This is a genomic window from Bradyrhizobium japonicum USDA 6 (genome assembly GCF_000284375.1).
In the GTDB taxonomy this organism is placed as follows: domain Bacteria; phylum Pseudomonadota; class Alphaproteobacteria; order Rhizobiales; family Xanthobacteraceae; genus Bradyrhizobium; species Bradyrhizobium japonicum.
This window is the reverse complement of sequence record NC_017249.1, coordinates 8,576,306-8,596,033: the sequence shown is the minus strand read 5'-3', so window position 1 is coordinate 8,596,033 and position 19,728 is coordinate 8,576,306. Positions and strand designations below refer to the sequence as shown.

Genomic DNA, 19,728 nt, shown 5'->3' with positions numbered 1-19,728 from the left:
GCTCAACGCGCTGCACATTGCAGGAATCCGTATGGGTATTTGGCTACGTTTCCAGCAGATATCCACGCTATGAGGACGCACTGCACTATGACCAATCGGGTGCCAGCCGTCCTTGAACCGCGGGACAGCTCGGGTGACCCCGCTCTCGCAGGAGTTACCGGCACACAGCCGACGCTTCGTCGGCTCGATAGCCTGCGACCTAATACGCGGCCCCCTGTCAGAAATGCTATCCTGTCCAGAATTTCTCCGGACGGCCTCGCGGCATTGGGGGAGTGCCTTGAGCCGATCGTCCTGAAAGAGCGTATGGTTCTGCAAGAGCCGAAAAGGCATGTAGAGCACGTCTACTTCGTGGAGTCGGGCCTCGTCTCGCTAAGGGTTGTCGCGGCGGGGAGCATGCTTGAAACGGCCGTCATAGGATATCGGGGTGTGGTCGGTGCTTCGTTCTTGTGGGGAGGACATCTTTCGACGCATCAATCTGTGGTGTTCTTTCCCGGAAGCGCGTACAGGATCCGTGTTGAGGAATTGCGCCGGCTAGTAGAAGAGCGTCCTGAGATCCGAGAGCATCTCTTTGAGTACGTTCAAGCGCTGACATTTCAGTGCGTTCAGACAGGATTGTGCGGGGTTCGGCACGATCGTGAACAGAGGCTCGCGAGCTGGCTTTGTTTGGCGAGTGATGCTGCTGACGTTCGTGTGCTGCCAGTTACCCATGACTACCTTTCGTCTGTCTTGGGACTTCGTCGCGCTGGGGTGACGCAGACTCTAAGCCGATTCGAAGAACGAGGGCTGATCCGCAAGATGCGCGGTGTCTTGGAGATTGATGAACCCAAGTGCCTCGAGAAAAGGGCATGTTGTTGTTACAAGCTCATTTCAGGCGCCTATGCCTCGTCTCAGTCCGCGATTCCAGCAAAAGAGCTGATGGGGTAACAACGTCGCATAGGCTTCACCTCTCCAGTTCATATCGAGACGACTTGCCGAACACGGTATTGCTGCGCGGAGCGAAGAGCCGAACAGCATTTGCGCTTGACTCCTACTCAAACAAAGCAAGTGAGGATGGAGGTTCTAACATCGATGGCGCCAGAATCGCCTGGCAAGTGCACCGTCGCGAGGATTGCGGGAGGTGAGGAGCTTTTTCAGTCTTGCGCCGGCCCGTAGTCGCTCGCCAGGAACTGATCTTGTGTCCACTGCCTCAACGCATCATCGTTGATTGTCGAGTTGACTAGGGCATTCCAGTTCTCACCTGCCTCTTTCCATTTCGTTCTCCGGTCCGGAAGGCTCCGCAGTAACCGGAATGCGCTCGTTGCAATCTTGCTTGCCTCTTTACCTTCAGCAGCCTCGCGGATCACGTCCTTGAACGTTTGCTCCGGAAAGATCCACCCGGCGCCCGTGAAGCGCTCAGCAAAGATGTATTCGAATGAGGCCCGAAACGTAACGGCTGCTAGAGCATCCTCGTGTTCCGTGCCTTCACTACGCACGTCAAACCATTGCAACAGTCTTCGGACAGCGGCAGCGGGAGCAAACTGGCGATCACCGAGAGTCAGAGATACGAACATGTACGCGATGTCTGATTGAAGTTCGTTGTCCAGGGACACGTACCAGTCTTTAATCGCTTGAATAGGTGACATAAAATAATCCCGAGAAACGACGCCAAGGCACGTGCTGAGGATCTCCTCGAGAATGAACCTAGAGCTCAGGGATGACGCGCAGAGTAGCGCGCTTCGAACCGAAGTATTAGCGAAGTGTCTACCACCCGAACCGCCGAATGCAACTGCTCGGGACTGGATCGGTGCTGGTCAACCTGCCGCTCGAGCTCTTCTACGAGGGCGGAGAATAGGCCGAAATCCGCCGCGTCGGCGCGACGCTGGGCCCGCGCGCGCCGGGCTCAGCGTCACACGCCGCTTCGGAGTGCAGACGTCGCGAGAGCGATCTTCAAATCTTAGGTCGCTGCGTTTGCAGGAAGATTGAAAACTACCATACGCGCGTGAATATATCCCCACCCTTCAACCTGCTAGGCTTGCCTTTGTTATCAACGTAGAACAGCGTCCAAGACGTTGGCATCTGAGACCCCTTAATTGTTCCAACCCAGCGGGTAAAGGAATTGCACTGGGCAAAGGTAACAACAAAATACAAGCCGGTTGGACTAACGGATCCCGCTGCAGGATACGGGATGCCCTGGCACGCAAACCCTTGAGCATGGTTTGTGAAAGTCCCTTGTATCGTCCCGCTATTGGCGGACCAAATAAGCAGTTCCGAACCTCGTTCATTTTTCCAGTATGAGGGAGCGGGAAGCCCCTGCGCCATGGCCTCGGCGGAAAGCAAGAAGGATTGGGCGAGCAGCAAAAGCCCCAGAAGTCTCTTCATATTGAAGCCCCAAAATTAGTCGCTTAAAGATCATGTAGTGTGGTTCAACTTGAGGTCATGTTCGCTGCTCTTATCTCGCATTAGGCAACGGAATGCGGCGCATATGCGCCAGGTAGCGCTGGATCGCGGCGGAGTCGGACTCCGTCGAGCCCCCCGGCACCGTTACCCCGACATGGTTCCTGGCGGCCGCGCGCCGAGCCCACTGCTAAAAGTGGATCAATTCGCCGGAAAGCACCAATGCGACACGGGCGGCGAAACACTGACCGACTACGACTTAATGGGATTGAACATTCATCCCGAATGGTGGCTACCGACGGTTCTTGTCCTGGCCGGTCTCAACATCGGAGACTTCGTCAGCGTGCTGATCAAGGCTGTGATGGGTCGCCGAAGCGTTTCGTCTTGATCGGCGACGGTTAACGAACTCGTTGATAGCATCGTAAGCCTGAAGCAAAGGCGGCGTCAGCGAAAAGAAGACGCCCAGCCCGATCGCGATGACAACGTGGCGAAGAGAAGAGCTATCATCCTCTTCGCTTGATGGTTCGGCGTTCTCCTTAATTAATGCGGGTGAAAGCCTACCGGCGGTGCCGTTCTGACGGCTAGATTTCCGCGGTTTGCGCGGAGGAATCATGACTAGTACAAAGAGGACGTTGATCAACAACCAAATACTTAGAGCTATAAGAATCGTTCGCATCAAGTGTCCCAACCCGCTTGCCAAACAACGCTGCGAATGATCGATCCCGTAATCGGCCTCGATCGTGTGATTATCACATACCTCAGAAATCAATCGGTTAGCCTATCGCCTCGGAGGTGCATACAGCCACGATCGAATATGACGAAGCGCGTCTGCATGTTGTCACCGCGAAGTCCACAAAAATGCAACGGCAAGCGTGGTAGACGCCAGGAGACCTATGAGCGCCGTGAAATCTCATGTGCAAATCTCTTTAGTTGGGCTGTTGGCCGCGAGCTGCACGAGATTGGCCAGCGCGAATATCCAAGAAAGATGACGGTCCCGTTTAACGCGGAAGAAGCGGCGCAGAAAGACAGCGCACGAAGGCCCTCCTGCGCTGATTATCATCGCGACTGCCATCTACCGGGATCAGTATCATCAACCATAATTGGAATGCCGCCCGGATACTTGCTGCGGCATGTGCCAAATCGGCGACAAGGAGCATCAGCGCGGCAAAAAACGCGCATATGATGCGTTTCATGAAGTTTTCCTTCACGTTATGTGGGAAATGCGTGAAATCATTGCGCGGCGATTCTAGGTCGCTAAAAAATCGGGACCGGAAAGTCGGGAGATCTGTCTGCGCCGGCGGGAGACCCCTGCGGGGCTTACTCGCGGCGATTGTGTCGGCTATAGGATTGTCCCGAGCCGTCAGTAGTTCTGAACGCCGCACCCCAGAATGACCCACCCCACTCGTCGATGGCTGCTTGCCGCACTGGCCATCCTGGCGGCCGCCGGCGTGGTCTACAGAACAAGGCGCGTGACGAACTCACGGCCATGAAACTTCAGCAGGCTTCGATCGGCCGCGCTTTAGAGGTCATCAAACATCAGCAAGCATCTACCGGCCGTGATCTAGAGGCCGTCAAACATGAGCAGGCATCCACCGACCGTGATTTAGGGGGCCATCAAACATGAGCAGAAATCGACCGATCAAGCGATCGTTGCGCTGACGAACGCTTTGCGAACCTACCGCTCCGAGGTGACCGACTTCGCCGCGCAATATCAGGCGATGTCCACTCGGCTGATGCTACTCGATGTGGCGCACCGGCCGGCATCGGCCACTGCGCTGCGCCTGATGCGCGCGAAGCTTGACGTGATCGAGGAGGCCCTGCAGCGCCAAAGCATCCTGCTCGCGCAGAAACTAGCTAATCTCAGCAAGACACCTGCGCATGCTGACCCGTAGACACCTGCTGGCAGGTTTTTCCTTGCTGGCATGCCCGACGATCTTGCGGGCCGCATCCGCCGTCGTAGTACCCGAGCCATCTCAAAAGCGCATAACCTCACCAATCAGCGTCAGCCATGCCGGGATCGACGGCGCTCAGATCGGCCGCAAAGAACTGCTTGAGGCCCACCCCTAGCCAATTCGCCCGCGGTCGGACTGTCCACGTCTCACCTACCGGCTATACCGCCGCAACTTGGCTGATGCAGCGAGCGGCACCGATGTGGGAAGCCGCGGGCTTCTTGGGTATGAGCGAAATGACGCTTCGCGAAACCTATGGTCATCACCACCCGGCCCGCCCTGCGTACCGCAGCGAACGCTATCGGAACGCATTCGGCACCGAGCAAGAACGTAGGATTGGTTGTTTCGTTGGTTGACGAAAAGACGAAGCGCGAACGGGCGGGCCAAGCCCTCCTTGAAAATACTGGTGGGCCCGGCAGGACTCGAACCTGCAACCAGACCGTTATGAGCGGCAGGATGCGGCAGGATATCGATCGGCTTCGTTGATTTTGCTGCTTTTTCGTTTGAGTTTGATCGCGTTCGTTGCGTTTTGTTGAGGTCGTTTCTGGTGCGAAACTGGTGCGGTTAGTGAATCGGGATCGAACTTGGCTAGCCCCGATCGTTCGGAACACTGCATGTCGGGGTGTGAGCCTGGCCCATGCTGGATTGGACCGGGACATCTGAAAAAGCGAAGCATCATCAGCAGTTAAAAATGTGAGTGACGTCGTGACGGCGGGCGAAGCTTCTGAAGACCGTTGAGGCTGATCTGACCGGAGACGACGACACAGGTCTGACCGATCTAACAGAAGGATCCGATGTCGATCGTACGAGAAATATTCAGGGCAGCGGAGCAAATTACGACATCATCTACTTCAGAGGGCGAGTCGAGCAAGGGGGGCCGGTCGAGGTCTCTTTCTTGAAGCCTCGCTGCATGCACTTCGCGTCAATTTTACCCGCCTTGGGTCGTGTGGGTGCCAGATGCCCGCAATGGTAGTGCCGACGAGACGCATTGCCATTGCAACTTGGTTCGCCCCCAGTCTAGCCTGTCCGGACTTTCAGTCCGGCATATCTGATAGAGAAGCCGCAAGTTGGCTTCCGAGGTCATTTGATACCTCAGATCAGATTCTTTCACGGATTTTCGAGCGATCCGCTCTTCCACTTCTACTAGCATTGTATTACGATGCTACTTTCCTAGCATTGCAGCAAATGACTGCTAGAGCCTCTGACACAAACTTCGTCGCCTGGTTCGCCGTAGTGACGGTAGATGCTGCCATAATGGCTGAATTTTTCTAGCGAGCGAACATGTCCGCGAGCCGAACAATTCTCATAACGGTCCATGGGATTCGAACGTTTGGGGAATGGCAAGAGCGGCTTAAGAGCCTCGTTCAGGACGCAAATCCGAACATCGACGTCAAATCGTACCGTTACGGCTACTTTAGCGTTATCGCCTTCCTGATTCCGATTTTTCGCTGGCTGGCTGTCCGATCTTTCCGCAACCGGCTTCGTGAGATTATCCGGGAAAATCCAGGAAGTCCGATCACGATAGTTTGTCACTCTTTCGGAACGCACCTTGTGGCTCACGCCCTCCGCGGCATCAAGCCTGACGAATTACCTGTCATCCCAGCACTGATCCTTTCCGGAAGCGTCCTTCGATCCAATTTCAACTGGCGTCGCTTGCGTGCGACTGGAAAGTTGAAGTTGGTGGTCAATGATTGCGGAACGAACGACGGAATTCTAGTGCTGAGCCAAATGCTGGTACTGTTAACTGGTATGGCCGGACGGGTCGGCTTCTACGGATTCACCGACGACTTCATTGTCAACAGGTACTTCGCAGGCGGTCACAGCCATTACTTCCGCCCTGTCGGGAACGATCCGGATTCGTTTATGCGCGAATGGTGGGTACCCATCGCCGCTCTTGCTCAAGCTCCGAAGCCGGCCGGCGCGCTATCGCTAGGCGGGACTCTGCAAGGCGTTTTACATGCATTCATGCGGATTGCGGATCCATTGAAGGGTGGACTGTATTTTGGACTGATCGCCATTTTAGTTTTCTTCGGATACGTTCAACCGCGACGTGAGACGGCGCTTGAAGAGGGACGGCGCCAATATCAGGCCGCCGCCGGACAAGTGGGTAGCGACCGGCTCGTGTCGGATGCCGTGGCGTCCCTCGCTCGTCTGATCAATGCAGGGACATTCACTACCGAAAGGGACGTGGCCCGAATGTCCGATGTCGCGAGGTTCGGCTTGCAACGCCTGCTCACCGCGAACGAGGTTCTTGCTACAGTTCCAGCGGGAAGCATCTTCCGGTGGTCCGGTGGAATCTACCTCAAGGGGGATAGGGTTCTGCGGCTCGACGTTCCGCCGCCGCTCTTTCAGTTTCGACACTCCGACGCTGGAGTATCGGTCCTTATCACCGAGAAAGTAGTCGAGGTCGTTGAGCAGGAGCGGCAGCAACGTCAGATCGAGTTCATCGTGTTTGATCTAAAGCGTGCCACGGTTCTGATGCGCGTTCCTATCAACCACGATGGTCGCGCGAGCCGAGAATTTGTCGTGCGACCCTTGCGTGCCGACCGGAACCGCATTCTCATCGAATTTGCCGTGAGGGAAATCGAAGGAGACGACAGTACGACATACTACGTAGGTATTGACCTTGCGCGCCGAACAGCCCGGACATCGGCGATAAGGGAGGATATTGATCTCCGCTTTCATTCGAACTGCCAGAACTTGGCATGGTTCGACGATGAAGATAACGATGCAAAAAAGACAATCTCAATTGCACCACTGAGCTACCTGTTCGAGGATGCTATCGAGAGACGCACGGTGCCGCGACATGAGGATACGTCGAAATCCTATTCTGATGATCTACACCAGGACTGCGGAACGACTCTAGAGGTTCTCGGAATATCCAGGCTGCAATTCCCTCGATCGGTTCCCGAGCAGAAACTGTTCCAGATAGTGCAAGCCCCGACAATGGAGAATGAGGCAGCCGAAGATGCCTGCACGCCCGACCACAATCTGGGTACCGATACGCGGGTAGTAAAAGACATGACGTCGCTTGACTTGACGTCCATGAGCCTCATCAAAGGGACCAGCACGTCGCTTGAGCAGGCTAAGTCAGACATCCAAGATATGGGATGCCCTCAGATATTCTCCGGAAGCAAAGGGAAACAATATTTAGCGACAGCTATCGCAGTCGGACAATGGATGTACGGTCGTGTGATTTGTGAGATGATAGACGAGCGGCGGGTCGGTAGATGCGGGATCTACCCGTTTGCGTCCGAAGGTGGGGGCAGCATATGGAAGTCCGCTGCAGGAGATCTCGCAGTCCTCGGCGACGCGAGGACTGAGACGAATCCAGGCGGGTTTACAATCGTAGAACTTGCGAGTGGCACGCAGCTCGCGCCCAATGACATTCCACCTGGAACTGTTTTTGCCGCCGCGGTCGATAGCGAACGGCACGCGGTGATGGTGATCTCCGACGTGGAAGGATATCCGGGCGCCGCAGAGGTGTCCGCCTATCGCCTCGAAGCTGATGAGGTGAAATTGACTGGTCGGCGCACGTTTGAAGCGCCCTATGACGGCGTGCTCACTCACGAACGCGGTTCGGCCAACAAGAATGATGCGGCTCGGCCCAGGTTGGTGTTCACGGGCGGCGCGTTCGTCCTCTCCATGATGCCGGACACGCTAATCGCCCTCGACGTTCCAACGCCGACGAGTTGGTTTGATCAGGCCGCCGGGACGATCTCGAGCTGGTTTGTAAAACGTCAGGTGCTCCCGGATGCGTCGATCCCTCTTCGGTGGAGCGTACAACAGCTAGACCTAGGCGATACAGTTGCTGAGCTAACGGCGCGATCTGGAAGCCGAATACTAATTGCGCAGGTCGGTAGCAAGATTCGGCTTTACTCAGCACTAGACGGCGAAGCATTGACACCGCGCATCGATCTGGCTCAATTGAATCTGAGTTGCGTAGGCCGGTTGCTGTCAGCCGTAATCGAAGCGGATGAAAGTCTGACGTTCACCCTCGAAGGCTGCCGCGTACAGCGTGCTCCACCAGCGGCCGCCGAACGTGTTCCACATCTGGTCTCTAACCTCGAGCACTATTTCGAGATCGATGGAGTGAAGTCGAACGAATAGGAGTTTGCGGAGGAGCGGCTGCCTCATGCGTTGCAATTATGGGCAGGCAGAGCGCGCCGATGGACCACGGTGTAGCGCAAAGTCTGAACTCGAAACAGGAATTCGGTTTGTCTGTGCTGGCGGCGCTCAGACGGGTCCTGCTAGTTCGTACGCGGCCAAGAATGGGATGCTTTTGCAGCGCTTCGCTTGCACGTGCCAGATAGCTTGTTCTCAAGAACAAAAGCGTAGATCGCAAGCGTAGATGCGCTTTGCTTCGATTGAGTTCGGGCACGCCATTGCGCCTTTGGTCCATACCTCGTGCTCTCGTCGCTGACGGTCGGACTGCACCTTCAAACAGGAATTATAACGGGCGATTGACTTCAAAAGGGCTCCCCACGTCGGACCGCCATAGTCGCGGTTGTCCGGTTTCAGGCGAAGCGCATTGACTTCTGCCTCGGATTCGGGCCGCACCCGCACGGTTTCTCCCAAGGCACCTGACGGACGCGGCTGTCCGGCCTCGAGATTGATCTGGTCGATGAGCGCACCGAGAGGGTCGTTCTGCGACCAGTTGCGCAGTTTGAAGTTCTCGACACGCTGGAGCGCCTCAACGATTGTTCGGCGTAACCACTGATGCCGGTTGTCTTCAATGTCGATCGGTTTGGCCAAGGCCATGTGGCTCTGAGTGATTGGCTCCTGCTCGAAGCATCCGGCGGTATGGGTATATATGCGCTCGACGACAGTCAACTTGAGTGCCGGGATCTCTGCGACCGTTTCGTACGCGCACGATACGACAAAGGGTTTTCCCTGGCGCGCCTTGATTACCGAGCCCCAGTCCGTCTGCAACCCAGCCAGGAGATGATTGTGTCCTTCCAGCGTTTGCAGGTCCGTAATCTGGTGCCAGCCCGCGCCATACCATTGCGCGACGTATTCACCCCAGCAAACTTTGCGCAAGATGGCTGGAATCCAACAACCCCACGTCTTGACGAAATCAGCGAGCGGTGCACCTTCAGAGGGTGACCCGAGAAGGCCGAGGCCCACGATCCGGTCGAGACGAGCTTGCTCGCCATTCAACTGGAGACGGACAATGGCGCGTCTCAGAACAATACCGCCCATGCTATGGGCTACAAAAAGGACGTTGTTGTATTCGTCCAAAATCCGAAGGAACTCCGGATTGCGTACGAGCGATTCACCGATCTCGGTCGCAGAAATCGTTGCGGGCGCCGCATCCATATAGCTAACCGTATACAAGTCGATATCGCCGAGCGTCCTGCCGCCGGGCAGTGCTGCCGCGTGGTCCCGCTCGAAAATTGTGAACCAGCTCAGTGCTGGCTTTCCGTTCACCGTTCGCTTCCCAGGCTCGTAGCGCGGGCATTCGAAGGATCGTTCGGCAGCATCGGCATTCGTGGTGCTGCTTTCGAAGGTCGAGCAAGGACCGCCTCCAAGCCCATGGACGAAGACCAAGGCGACATCCGCGCCTTGAGGATGTTTACGAATGGTTTCGACCCCGATCGCGGCCGCGGAGCCTATCGAGGTGAGGAGAAGCATGAAGACCAGGAACCCTATTCGCGGCATCGGGTGCGTCCTACGGCTCTGGGAGACTTGACCATTAACGTGACGGGTTTCTCGCCGCGGACCACTAACTCGAGACAGCCGCGTGCGCTCATGTCGACGAACTCAAAGGAACCAGCCTTGTCCGAAATGACCTCTGGTTTTTCGGCCTGAAAGCGGGCAAGAATCATCTTGGGGTTGTTGGCAAGGTAGTCCACCAGCGCCGCTGCCACGGCGTCGCCTGCCTGGCCCGACACGGCTGGTCCCAACAAGATCAGAAGGCTGATGAGGAGCGGTTCTGGCTCGAGCTTGTTCGGATCGATGGCGAGATAGGCGGCGGCTGTCTCCAAGGGCGTTGGCTCAGGCGGCAATTTGATGTCGCTGCTCTTCACTTTCTCTTCAAGAAAATCGACGCGGAGATATGCTGTGTCCCTTGTTCTGACCGACAGGCTGCCGCTGCGCACGCGATCCAGAAATTGACGCTGCGTTGCCCCGGCTCGATTCGGATCAGTGAGCTTTTCGTCGTTGCCGCGCGCAGCATCGAACCAGCGAAGCTGGCATGCGCCGCCGCCCGGTTCGATGATCCGGCACGTCCCTCGCGGCGCGAACGATGCGATCGACCGTACCTCACGGCACGCACACTGGCACTGCGGTTCTGGGCTCGTTCGGCATTGCTCGTCCTGCGCGCGGAGCGAAACGATTGATGAGCAATACACAACTGGAAGAAGCGCGAGAATTCGTAGCCGTCCCATTGTCTATCCCCGGATCTCCGACGAAAGCCGGCCAGTCCTACCCGACCAACGGCCATCGCGGTAGTTGTGGACCTTATCATGCACGCCCTCTGCTGAACACATGCTTATCGTATTCCGGAGCCTGCGGGCGCTACGAGTGAACCGAGGGCAGCCGGTCTACGGAACGCTATGCAACCAGAGGCGCCGTGTCACGCACTCGCGCTAGCGTGTAGCTGACATTGGTAATAGCGACGCTATCCCATTCCTGGCCGGTTTCGTTGGTTTGATCGCATCGGCATCGCGTATGACATGCAATTCGTTTCTTTGCATCAGCGAGATACATCGCGGAATGACCATATGCATTCGCCGATGGATCCCAATAAAAGATCAAATCTCCGGCGGCGAGTTGAGAAAGCTTGTTCGCAGTTTGCGTGTGATTTGCCTTTTCGAGTATTGTTTCGATCAATCCGTCCTCGGTCAGTGTGCTGAACAATCGACGGGCGCTGATGACCCCATAGATCGCAGACGGGAAATCCCGGCGTATTGGCAGTCCGCCGCCGGCCTCGTTTGCCTCATGTCCAAGGCAGCATGAGAGAAAGTGGGCGCAATCATCGACATTGTCGATCTCCATCCCATCTGGTCGGCGCGCTGTTTCGTTAGTGTCAGTGCGGACGAAGATGGTCCCGTTCGGAACCTTAACGTAAGGAGTTGCTTCGCGAACGCCGATGTATCCATCAGAGCATGACTTCGTCCAATACTTGCGGGCGTACGCGAGCGCCTTGGTACGATCGTATGTCATTTTACCTCGTTATGTGCTCAGTTAAAAAACAGATCGAAGCAATGTCATTTACGACGACGTAGAAGACGTACGCAGGCATGCGATGGTATTCGAATCGGCACGCCGGCCATCCTTCCGATCAGCTCTCGGATTTCTCGAAGTCAGCCTTGGCCGAAGGCAGCTGGCCGCCGCCTGTTCGATCCACCTTGACGAGAAATCCGAACGCGTGACCCGAATCCGCTCCTGCCGGTCCGTTGCCGGCAAACGGCCAGAGAAACATTCCGCGCCGGCGAACGTGACCTGCGACCAAGTCGCTGAGCAGATCGGGATACTCGATCGCTTGGGGCAGTGGCGCCGTCGCAAACAGCGTTGTGCCGACGGCAGCGTCCACACGTTGCAGGGTTGCGAGCCCATACGTGGCGGCCGGCGGTGGTAGCACCGGTTGGGCAATGACGCCGACATTAAGTGTCAGTTGTTCTTTGTCGGCTGCTTCGTTGTTCACCGTGACCTGCAACCGGTCACCCGCCTTCAATTTTGCGGGCACGTCGGCCGACGGGCTTTTCGGATCAACGGGCTCTCGCAGCGCGGAGAGCGGAATCGCATAGATTTCGCAACCTTCCACGACATAACGCGAACCAGGGAATTTGGGGTTCGAGGGTTTGGCCTCGGTCGCCGCGATTTGCAGTGATCGCGACGGTCCGCCGTCGCCCGGCACGACCTGAACGATCAACGCCCAGGAGCCCGCAGGCTTTTCGACCTTCGTGTTGAGGCCTTTTTGCCGCTTCCAGAACGCCAAATGGATCGTCGCGGCAGGATCATATTCGGCCCGATCGACCGCAAGGACGTGCGGTACGTCTCCGATACCGACCTGATTGCTGGACGTTGGGCCGCCGAGTTCGCGATCATAGGCCGGATCGCCGAACGCCAGCGTGAACGTCTTGACTGGCAGCCATCGCTGCCGGCTCGGGATGTGCGGCAGGTCGAAAACCAGAACATGCGGCGGACCGGGCAGAAGCTGATTGACGGTTCCGGTTTCAAGCTGTGCAGAGCCGGATCCATTTATCGACGGATCGCCTTCATTCGCCTGATTGGGCCGCGTGCCGCGGATCGTTATCCGTACCGGTGTGTCTGCCGAGGAATCGCGAAGCGCCTGCGCGACGGCTGCCTGCGCCGCGTCACGCGCCGGTCCCTCGACGATGAAATCGATCATCAAGCGTGTTGGTCTGGGTCCGCTTGAAGGAAGCGGTGCCCAAATCATTTGGGTGAATACGACAATGATGTCCCCAACCCTGAGCTCAACCCGTGGACGCCGCTTCTCGGTCTGTGAAGGCAGGAGGCCGATCCGTGCCAGTGCGACGTGAGCGGCGGGATCGGGCCCGGTCAGATCAGTTGGCACGGTTGCGATCAGGCGGAGTCTTCCGTCCCAATCGGCCGAAAGACGCCCGTGATCTGGATTCTCCACGCGGATCGTCACGGCATGTGGGCTCCGCGTATCGCCTGTCAGGTGGCGATCGAAGCGTACGACTTGCGCCGGCCCCGCGACAACCTTGAAGGCTTTCAGATTCTTCGCGCCATCGATCTCGTCCATCGAGAGGTAAGTCTTGCGCCGGATCGCCAGGTCGGAGATTTCGGGGAGCGCCGATGATCGCGGGGCTCGAACCTGGCGTAGGGTTAGGGGTCCACGCCAGGCCGGGCGACCGAACCGGCTGAAATCCTTGTCGAACGGCACCATGAACGATGTCAGCAGTACGCCCTCAAACTGCGAGAGCATGACACCAGGCCGTTGTCCGGTGACAGTGGCTTCGATCGCGCCCGGAAGCATCGGCGCGAGACCGGCACGGTCCGCCGATTTGGCGGCTTCAGGCAGCGGATTTCGAGCCTGACCGAACGCCGCGGCGATCGCGTCAATGGTCGGCGCGCGGGCTCGCGGAGGAGCCAGCACGGAATGCCGGTCGGGTGGGGCGCGCAGACTCTTTGCGGCACGGCGACGGAATGCAACCCGTTGTCCGGCCGTGATGAAGGCGCTCTCGCGCATTTCTGCGGCATCGGCCGGGAGATAGCCGCCTTCAACAGTCTGGTCAGGAGCGCCGGTCGGGTCGTGCTGGATCTCGTCATCCGCAATCGCGCTGCGGTTCCATGCGATTGCTGGCCATGCCAAGCCCCGCACGCGCCCCGCCCAGGCGTGCTGCTCGTTGCGGCGAACTTCTTCCTCGCCAAGACTGACCTGCGCTTTCGCGGTGTCATCGGCACGGGTAACCAGCGGCCAACCCAGTGCCGGCGAGGCATAGATCGTATCGGACAGTCTTCGCAAAACGTGCGGCCGCTGCTCCTTCATGAGCGGCATCGCGGGCTGCGTAACCAGCCACGAAACGTGCGGTGGCGGAATCCGCGACGGCGAATCCGGATCGCGAGACGATTTAGGATCGTGAATCGTCAAGTAGCTGCTGTCGACGCTGGCGAGTATCAGAACCCGCGGATTCGCGCTCAACCCGAATGCGCGCATCGACGCATCGGCGCGTTGCTTGCCGTCAAGGACCACCTGGTTGCTGGCGGAATCGACCAGCGTGGCGGCAAGCGCGGCGGGAAGAAAGTCATTTTGCACCGATGCTGCGTCGGTCACGATAAGTGTCACCGCCGGCGCGGCAGGATCGAGGGGCGGCGAATTCGGGGGCCATGCCGTCACCGTAAACCTGACCTCGCCAGAAGCACGGACACCGTCAAGGGGTACCTCCCGTGCCGTCAAGCAACTGATCCGCCGGACAAATGGTGGCACGGGATTGCTGCTCAGCGCCTTGCCGTAGGCTTCCGCCACCGCACTCAACGCCAGCAGCGTGCGCGGGAAAAGCGGCCGGGACAGCGGGGGAACGGCCGCGGTCTTTGGCACTAGCATGGCCTGATCGACGGCGACCATCGCGCGGGCCTTGCCGCCGCCCACGATGGAAGACATCAGTGTTTCAAGCAGACTTTGCGTTCCGTCCTGAACCGCACACGAACTGGGCGGCGGTCCCTCCAGCGACCGTGGCGTGCCGGCTGTCGCGTCATACAGAGCAATATTGTAAACGCGATCGCCGTTGTCGGTGTGGGTTTGCGGACAGGCTTTCAGCGCACCAAGGGCGGCCTCGCCGTTCGCGTCTCCCCCCGGAGAACTGGACAGGGGCGACCATGGCAGGATCCATTGGGGGACAAGCACGACGCCTCGGTTCGGCGTTTCCAGCGACGTCACGACTTCGGTCAGTGCAGCGCCGGTGAGAACGAGCGAGTCCGGTGCGACGGTCCCTTTCAGCGCCTGCATGACATATTCAACGGGGAAGCCTGCATCAGCAAGCGCGCGGCGAACCACGCCGGCTATGCGGACATCGGCGTCCAGCGCGGAGTCCTTGTAGCGCGCGAGGAATGCGTATCGATCTCGCGCCGGATCCGGCTGCAGATTTGCCGCCGCAATGAGCCCGTGCATGTCGAACATAATGACTTCATCGATTGACGTCCATATCAGCGGAGTGTTCGCCAGCGTGGCTGGCGCACCCGGCCACGCTCCCTTCACGGGTGTCAATGTGTGATCGACGACAGCTCGGAACGACCACGACCTGCCAAGGAGCACGGCGTTCCCGTTGGCAACAAGGATGTCCGTCGGCAATTCATGTGCGCAAAGCCGCGGTTGTACCTTGTGCGCGAGCATCAGCTTTGCAAGCGGGTCGCCGCTGCCACGCATGGTCAGCGTTGCCGGCCAGTCCCCCGGCACGGAGGAATCGGGATCGAACGTGACGCGGCTCGGCGTCGCGTAGCCGACGGGCCACGAAACCGAACTGATGTCGAGGCCCGGCGCCGCAAATGCGGCGTCGAACAACAACCGCGAGGTCCAGCGCACCGGGTTGCCGTCAACTGCCGCGGCGCCGCTGTGACGATGCCGGATGGCGGTGATCCGTTGCGGCGATGTCGACGTATCGGCGTCAAACGCGAATTCGACCAAGGCCGAGCCGAGCGCAGGGGTTGGCCATGTCGGCCATTTCTGGCCTTCGACGGCATGTCCTTTCGGGAATACGACGGCCACCACCCCCTGCAACGTCCCGGCCGGCAGATGGAAGCCGCGGAAAAGCATCGGAGGTTGCTGCCCGTCGACCGGGCCGGCGATCTTGTCCTTGACTTCGATCGTGACCACCCCGGTTTCGTGATCGATCGATTCCGCCCCATCGGCGGGGCGAGATCCGAGGCCAAGCCATTGCAGCGTACCGTTGGTAAAGTTGCGCTTGAAAACTGGCGGGCTATTCGCGTTGCGTAGCGGAACGGTGAGGTCGCCGTCGGCGAGATAAAGCATCGGACCGCCGCGCTCCGGCCAGATCAGTTCCATCTTCTTGAGGTTCAGGATGCCTTCTACCGGCGAAGCGCTGAATGACGCGGTCAATCCGGGCGGATTGAAGCCCGCATCAGTGGTGTCGAGATTGCAGTCCTGTCCGAACAGACGCACACGAAGGTTGGCGGACGCGATGTCGGGTTTACTGTTCTGGACGTCCCGGGTGAAATGGAAATCGAGGCTCAAGCGTGTTTTCGAGGTCTTCGAGGCAGCCTGATTGGGCCCGTGATGTACCTCAACATCCGACACCAGAGAAACCGACTTCGGTTTGTCGCCGGGTTTTGGATCAACCTTGGACGGCGGAACGAACGGGTCGGAGACCATGGTCGGATCCGAAGGATCCTTGATTTCGATCCGAATCATCTTGGTCAGGGCGAGACTACCGTCCGGCATCGATCCGGGCCCAAACGTCAGCCGCACAAGATTGCCGGTCGCATAGATCGCTTCGGCGGCGAACGGCGCGGTGTCATTGTCGTCGGAAGGAGGCGACTTGTATTGCACGGAAGCCAGCAATTCGAACTGCAGCACACCGCCAGCGGAAGCGATGTCAACACTGAGCAGACGTAACGGTCGGGCGGACAAAGGACCAGCCAAGTCGAACTCAAACCGACCGCGCTTTGGTTTTTTCTGGTTCCACGATTTCCCCCCCGGCGGTCTCTCTTCTTGCGGACCGAAGAAACCCCATTCGTACACCGTGCGTGTGACCCGGTTGCGATTGATGGCGGCGGGATCGGGCCCGAGTCCGGTTTCAAGACCACCGGAGGTATCGAAGGTCAGCTGGCCGGCGTCCGTCTTGAGCGGCAGGTCACGGAACCAGAAACTGCAACCGACGTCACCGACCATGACTTTGACCGGCTTGCGCAACGTTGCCAGCACCAGGGCCAGGTCGTCGGGCGCCGCACGCAGCGCCGCGGTCCGGCTAGTTTGAAGAGGCGAAGTCAGATCCGGAACCAACGCGAGCGACAAGCCACGCGCGTCTTGCAGATGGTTGGGCTGGGTCACGGGCGTCGCTGAACCGGGTGACGTGAAGGCGACGGGGAAAGAAGATGCTGCGAAGCCCTTCACCTCGATCTGGCCGGGACCGGGCGCCGTCGAGGGCTTCAGTTCATTGCCGGTCGTGGGAATTGTGAAGTTAGTGTCGGGCAGGCCAGCCAGCGCCGCGGGTCCATACTGCCAAGTGTTACCAAGGATATAAGCGCCGAGATGGACGTCAACGTTTGGTGCCGGAGGCAGAGCACTGAAACCGAATGTCGGCGGCTTCCAGACATACGGCTCTGCGATACCGCGAACGATGCCATCGGTTACGCCGCTTAACCGATGCCAAAGTTCAACAACGGGCTTGTGGTCTTGATCTTGCAATTCACGAAGCACGACGCGATCGCCTTCGGTCCGTGCGCGCGCCAATCGTCGTGCGTTTTCGAACCACACGCCGGATAGCCGCGCCAGATCGAGTGCCGTTGGCGGTGTGTCGATCCTTTTCGGGCTCTCGGGCGCCGCATCGGACGATCCGGCTTGCGATTTCGCGTCACCGGAAATCGGCACCTTCGGCTCCGGCGCCTTGGAATCTGCGAACAGCTCGTCGAGCACCGGCAAGTCGTAGCGGAGTGACACCCGCATCTGGCTGCTCGACACAGGCGTGGCTGCATCCGCCGAAGGCGTGAACTCGATGCCCGGCAATGTCAGCGAAGCCAGCGCCACGCCCGCGCTTTCTTCGGGAGATGACGGATACGGCCCGGGCGCCACGGCCCGCTGCGGTGGCCAAGGCCAGCGCCAGCGGCCGTCGCCATAGGCCGTCGTATTCAACGGCAGTGTATCGATGTACGGCAGCCGTAGCGCGTTGCCGTCGGTGTCGGTGGCGAAAGTCAATGTCAACGGTGTGGTCGGGCTGCCGATCACTTCGGCAGGGACCAGCTCGCGTGTTGCCGAGGGCCGCTTGGCGCTTTCGGCAGTTCTGGTCATCGATACCGATGAGACCAGCGCAAGGGTCTGATGCGGCTGCCAGACCAGCAGGGGATCCACAGCAGACGGGAACAGCGGCAGCCTAAAGCTGATCGACCCAACGCCTTTTTCACGGAAGCCGGCCACCTGGACTTGCCAGTTTGTCGGACCGCTGACACCGAATGCAATTGGAGCGCTGGTCAGGGAAGCCGGACCGGCGTCCAGCGGCGGCAAGATTTCGGTCGGCGAAGGACTGGCCTCGCCCGCCCACAATACGCCTTCAAGCGTTCCGGCCGCAGCATTTACCGCAACGGCGATGCTGCGCGGCAGAGCGGTGTCGAGCGGCTTCTTCCAGATCACGGTGGCGTTGACGCTTTGCGCGCCGACGATTTCCAGACCCGGCAGCGTCGGATCGTCGGCACGTGCGGTGGAGCCGCCGGCATCGACCGCAACCCGAAGGAAGCCGCGGAACGCTGAGCCTGCGGCGAGCAGCTTGACCGGCGGTGGATCATCGGGCTTCGGCGCGGGGGGAAGCGGCATCTGAACCCAGCCGCGTTCGAGCGCAATGAAAGCATAGGGCGGCCGCGTCCCGCTGGCGATGGCGCCGGATACCGCCCAGACCTCGCCGAGACGCGCCGCGAGCGGAGAGGCGTCGACAATTCCCGAAAACGGCTTGACCTCTATCTTGTCCGGATTGAACGGCGGCTTGGCGGCCTCGCTCCATGTCAGCAGGATAGTGGGCGATGCCGTGGCAGCTTCTTCCAGCGCGGCCGGACGTTCGGCTTGCGATGTGATGGTCAGGACAACAGGATCGGTCCCCCTGCGTGCGGATAGGGTGGCCCTGTGACCGGTAAGCTCGGCGACGCCGGGTTCGCCGCCGCCATAGTCCTCGCGCGTCAGCAGCCGAGCGGCCACCGCGTCTTCAAGCATGCGGATTGACGGAATCAGATCCGCGCCGGGCACAGCAGCCGGATTGTCGCACACCCAGACCGGCGCAGCCGGTTCACCTTTGACCTGAAGCGGCCAGGCCAGCGGTGGAAGGGCGGAAGTATCGACCTGCAGCGAGATGCAGCCGCCTCGATCGGTGAGGTCGCGCGACATCCAGTTCAGGCCGGCTTTCAATTTGATCAACGATGCCGAATCCGAAACTGGATCGATCAGGTCCAGTTGCAGGCCGGTCAGTCCGTTGCCGATTTCCACCGGAACCAGACGAAGGCGCAACGGCAATCGGTCACCATTGCTGGTTCCGAACGGATTGGGGGCGAGGACGTCGAATTCGACTCCGTCTGGCGTAAGATCGAAGGTGATGGCATCCGAGACCTTGGTATGGCCGGGGATGGGCTTTGCGGTTTTCCGCCGCCGGATGAACAGCCCGCCGAAGATTCGAATGTAGTCGCCAGGCGTCGCCCATTCGATTGACAGCTGTTTGGTCAGCGCGTAGCCGACGCTAGGTTTCGGTTCGGCATCCAGCGCGCAGGCGACGGGAATCCGGCCGCGTGTAGCGCGAAGCTGAGGCGCGGCAAGTTCGAATACGTTGTCGATCTTGACGAATCCGTCCGGCCGCGGCGGCCATGCGGTTTTCGGCGCCACCCTCAAATCCGAATAGCGGGAAGGGCGGGGCGGCGGTCCAGCCACGCCGGCCGCCGCCGGCAACGGCGACAAATCGGCGAGGGCGAGCGGCGTGAATTGCGCTCTTCCGATCGTGATAGAAGGCGCCGAGCCAGGGTCGTTGCGGAAGTCGACGGTTGTTGCCGCCATCGCCAGCAACATCGGTTCCTGGAACAGGACGTCGGCCTGATCCTGGATGGGTACCTGATCGGCGCGCGCGGCCTGCAAGATCACTCGGATCGAACTATTTCGCGGCGGTTGGTCGGCCGCTTTGGGTTGCGAGCCGAGATCGAGCCAGGCCTGCCACAGCGCTCCGTTGCTGCCATAGTCAGGCCCGTCGATGCCTACCCGGCGAAATGCGGTCAT

General features: G+C 59.2%; 12 protein-coding genes. 4 read left to right on the top strand and 8 right to left on the bottom strand.

Features of this window, described 5'->3' with window-relative positions; translation table 11 throughout:
* Nucleotides 1-69: 69 nt before the first annotated feature.
* Entirely contained in the window at nt 70-924 is an 855-nt protein-coding gene (locus tag BJ6T_RS49485; protein WP_306328939.1) for a Crp/Fnr family transcriptional regulator, read from the top strand.
* Between the two features lie 206 nt (nt 925-1,130).
* Here the strand turns inward: BJ6T_RS49485 and BJ6T_RS39600 are convergent, their stop codons facing one another.
* The 4 genes from BJ6T_RS39600 to BJ6T_RS47835 all read right to left on the bottom strand — a co-directional run bounded on the left by BJ6T_RS39600 (nt 1,131) and on the right by BJ6T_RS47835 (nt 3,566).
* Nucleotides 1,131-1,622, bottom strand: coding sequence for a hypothetical protein (locus BJ6T_RS39600; RefSeq protein ID WP_014498119.1), 492 nt, complete (start codon nt 1,620-1,622; stop codon nt 1,131-1,133).
* A 343-nt stretch (nt 1,623-1,965) separates the two neighbouring features.
* Nucleotides 1,966-2,298: an avidin/streptavidin family protein gene (locus tag BJ6T_RS44885; RefSeq protein WP_225895092.1), complete on the bottom strand. Its 333-nt coding sequence runs from the start codon at nt 2,296-2,298 to the stop codon at nt 1,966-1,968.
* Between the two features lie 367 nt (nt 2,299-2,665).
* The gene (locus tag BJ6T_RS44880; protein ID WP_225895088.1) at nt 2,666-3,142 is read right to left on the bottom strand and encodes a hypothetical protein; all 477 of its coding nucleotides are present in this window, start codon (nt 3,140-3,142) and stop codon (nt 2,666-2,668) included.
* Between the two features lie 229 nt (nt 3,143-3,371).
* Entirely contained in the window at nt 3,372-3,566 is a 195-nt protein-coding gene (locus BJ6T_RS47835) for a hypothetical protein (RefSeq protein WP_014498117.1), read from the bottom strand.
* A 293-nt stretch (nt 3,567-3,859) separates the two neighbouring features.
* Here BJ6T_RS47835 and BJ6T_RS47830 point away from each other — a divergent pair, with 293 nt between their 5' ends.
* The 3 genes from BJ6T_RS47830 (at nt 3,860) to BJ6T_RS39580 (ending at nt 8,432) form a co-directional block, all read left to right on the top strand.
* Entirely contained in the window at nt 3,860-3,997 is a 138-nt protein-coding gene (locus BJ6T_RS47830) for a hypothetical protein (RefSeq protein ID WP_155256745.1), read from the top strand.
* A gap of 64 nt (nt 3,998-4,061) precedes the next feature.
* On the top strand, nt 4,062-4,265 hold the full coding sequence (locus BJ6T_RS39585) for a hypothetical protein (protein WP_011084377.1): 204 nt from the start codon (nt 4,062-4,064) through the stop codon (nt 4,263-4,265).
* Nucleotides 4,266-5,603: 1,338 nt separating this feature from the next.
* The gene (locus tag BJ6T_RS39580; RefSeq protein ID WP_011084380.1) at nt 5,604-8,432 is read left to right on the top strand and encodes an alpha/beta hydrolase family protein; all 2,829 of its coding nucleotides are present in this window, start codon (nt 5,604-5,606) and stop codon (nt 8,430-8,432) included.
* Between the two features lie 210 nt (nt 8,433-8,642).
* On the opposite strand, the gene BJ6T_RS39575 is transcribed toward BJ6T_RS39580, so the two are convergent.
* From BJ6T_RS39575 to BJ6T_RS39565, 4 genes are all read right to left on the bottom strand, one after another.
* On the bottom strand, nt 8,643-9,956 hold the full coding sequence (locus BJ6T_RS39575; RefSeq protein ID WP_161170733.1) for a lipase family protein: 1,314 nt from the start codon (nt 9,954-9,956) through the stop codon (nt 8,643-8,645).
* A gap of 14 nt (nt 9,957-9,970) precedes the next feature.
* On the bottom strand, nt 9,971-10,711 hold the full coding sequence (locus BJ6T_RS48980; RefSeq protein ID WP_225895087.1) for a hypothetical protein: 741 nt from the start codon (nt 10,709-10,711) through the stop codon (nt 9,971-9,973).
* 166 nt (nt 10,712-10,877) lie between these two features.
* On the bottom strand, nt 10,878-11,489 hold the full coding sequence (locus tag BJ6T_RS44865; RefSeq protein WP_011084384.1) for an amidase domain-containing protein: 612 nt from the start codon (nt 11,487-11,489) through the stop codon (nt 10,878-10,880).
* A 118-nt stretch (nt 11,490-11,607) separates the two neighbouring features.
* Complete coding sequence (locus BJ6T_RS39565) at nt 11,608-19,728, bottom strand: hypothetical protein (RefSeq protein WP_225895086.1); 8,121 nt, start codon at nt 19,726-19,728, stop codon at nt 11,608-11,610.